Below are 2,072 nucleotides of genomic sequence, written 5' to 3'. Positions count from 1 at the left end.
AGAAGATCCACATGAGTGCTTCCCTCTTCTGACTTTGGAATAGCCAGCAGGATCACAAGATTTACAGGTTCCTCGTCTAGAGTTTCCCATTCCATCTCGTTACCGAGAGTAGCCACTACGAAAGAGGCTTCTTTTACTGCATCTGATTTACCATGAGGAATTGCAAGCCCTTCTCCGATTCCAGTCGCTCCCATAGCTTCTCTGTCCATCACTGCAGTGTAAAATTCTTCTTTTGAAGTTATTTTACCCTCGTCAAAAAGTTTTTGGATAAAAACATCTAATATCTCTTTTTTGTTTTTAAAATCAGCATTCAAAAATATAAGATTCTCATTTGTTAAAGTTCTTAAATCCATGATCTCCTCCTTGGTTTTAGCATGTATATACAAGTCAAAGGGCTAAAAAAAATCATCTACTCGTCATCCTGTATATACAACAAACATTGTTAAAAAAAATGACCTCTTTCCGGCCTCACAGTTTGCTTTGATAACACTATGATATATTCTATTTCTACTTTTGTCAACTTTTATTTTAAATTTTTATAAAAAAAATTAACTTTATTATATAAAGAAAAATACCGAGAGAGTTAAAAACTCTTCCCGGTATTTTTTGTTATCTGAAGAAACCTGTATTTAGTCTGATTATAATATAATTTTGTATATTCAAATATAGATCTGTCTTCTAATATAGAAATAAGTTCGATTTTAAATACTGTCATATTCTTATCCAGGGAAAGGTCCTCTCTTACTTTAGACTCAGGTATCACCGGAATATATTCTTTCACCATTTCTTCTATCCGGTGGCCTTTTTCTCTCAGATAATCGTACTTTGATTTTTGTACGTGCTCTATGGTCAGGTCCGGAGATATGTATTCCGGCATGTAAGTAACTTCTAAAATAACAGGTTCATCATTTATATAACGTACCCTTTCTATGTAATATACCTCGTCCTTCGTTGTTATTCCCAGTCTGGCGGCAATATCCTCACCTGGTTTTATCTTTTCAAAGGCCTTGACCACTGTTTTCGGTACCTTTCCGGTTCTTCTTACTCTCTTGGTAAATCCTATCATCTCATCTAGGTAAACTATATCTCTGTTTTCTCTGTCTTTTACATAGGTTCCCTTACCCTTGACCTTATAGAGATACCCCTTTGTAACCAGGGTGTCTAGAGCCTTTCTGGCAGTCATCCGGCTCACAGAAAAGCTTTCTGCAAGTTTGTTTTCAGAGGGCACTTTCTCGTCAGGCTTATAATTACCTTTTATCACTCCGTTCAGTATGAACTTCTCTATCTCTTCATGTTTTGTCAGCACAGTTGTTTCCCCCTTTTATAGAAAGGATTTTAGTATGTCCAGCTTTCCCTCTATACTCACTTCAAGCCCTGCAGGAATGAAATAAGTGTCTCCTTTTCTGGCAGAGTATTTTTTCCCTGAATGAATAATTTTACCCTCTCCATCCAGGATAGAATATACCCTGAAATTTGGACTTGTAGGATCATCATAGATACCTTCTACCTGAAGTCTGTCGATGTTAAAATACTGGCACCTTACTACTTCTTCCTTCAACGCTCCCTGGAGAGTAACAGTTTTTCTAGTTTCTGCTGTGGTTATTTCAGGATGTTCATCAAAATTTATAACATCTGCAGCCTTGTCTATATGCAGCTCTCTCTTCTCTCCGTCTATCACCCTGTCAAAATCATAAATTCTGTAGGTAGTATCTGAGTTCTGCTGAACTTCGCATATAACTATAGATCCCTCTAGACTTGCATGGACAAGACCTGGCTTCACATAGATGCAGTCCCCTTTTTTCACAGATATTATGTTAAACATATCATCAAAGTTCCCGGACTTGGCTTTTGCTGTAAACTCTTCCTTTGTCATACCCTCTTTCAGCCCCATTATAAGCTGAGCATCATGGCTTGCATCTATTATATACCAGGCCTCGGATTTACCAAACTCTTTTTCTACTCTCAGGGCATACTCATCACTTGGATGTACCTGTACAGAAAGTCAGTCATTCACATCAAGTTAATTTATAAGAACAGGAAAATTCCCGTCAAACCTTTTATAAACTTCATGT

Annotated in this window: 3 protein-coding genes; all 3 read right to left on the bottom strand. The window is 37.1% G+C overall.

Translation table 11 applies throughout. The annotated features are described in order from the left end of the window. Positions 1-353 (bottom strand): fructose PTS transporter subunit IIA (locus ABZA26_RS13700; RefSeq protein WP_372715056.1); only part of this gene is annotated, 353 nt, incomplete at its 3' end. A 230-nt stretch (positions 354-583) separates the two neighbouring features. Beyond that, complete coding sequence (locus ABZA26_RS13695; RefSeq protein ID WP_372715055.1) at positions 584-1,306, bottom strand: GntR family transcriptional regulator; 723 nt, start codon at positions 1,304-1,306, stop codon at positions 584-586. Between the two features lie 15 nt (positions 1,307-1,321). After that, positions 1,322-1,891, bottom strand: a complete 570-nt coding sequence (locus tag ABZA26_RS13690; RefSeq protein ID WP_372715054.1) for a class I mannose-6-phosphate isomerase — start codon at positions 1,889-1,891, stop codon at positions 1,322-1,324. Positions 1,892-2,072 lie beyond the last annotated feature (181 nt).

The sequence above is a fragment of the Ilyobacter sp. genome (genome assembly GCF_041583315.1).
Taxonomy (GTDB): domain Bacteria; phylum Fusobacteriota; class Fusobacteriia; order Fusobacteriales; family Fusobacteriaceae; genus Ilyobacter.
The sequence above is the reverse complement of the archived record's forward strand: the minus strand, read 5'-3'. Positions and strand labels throughout refer to the sequence as shown.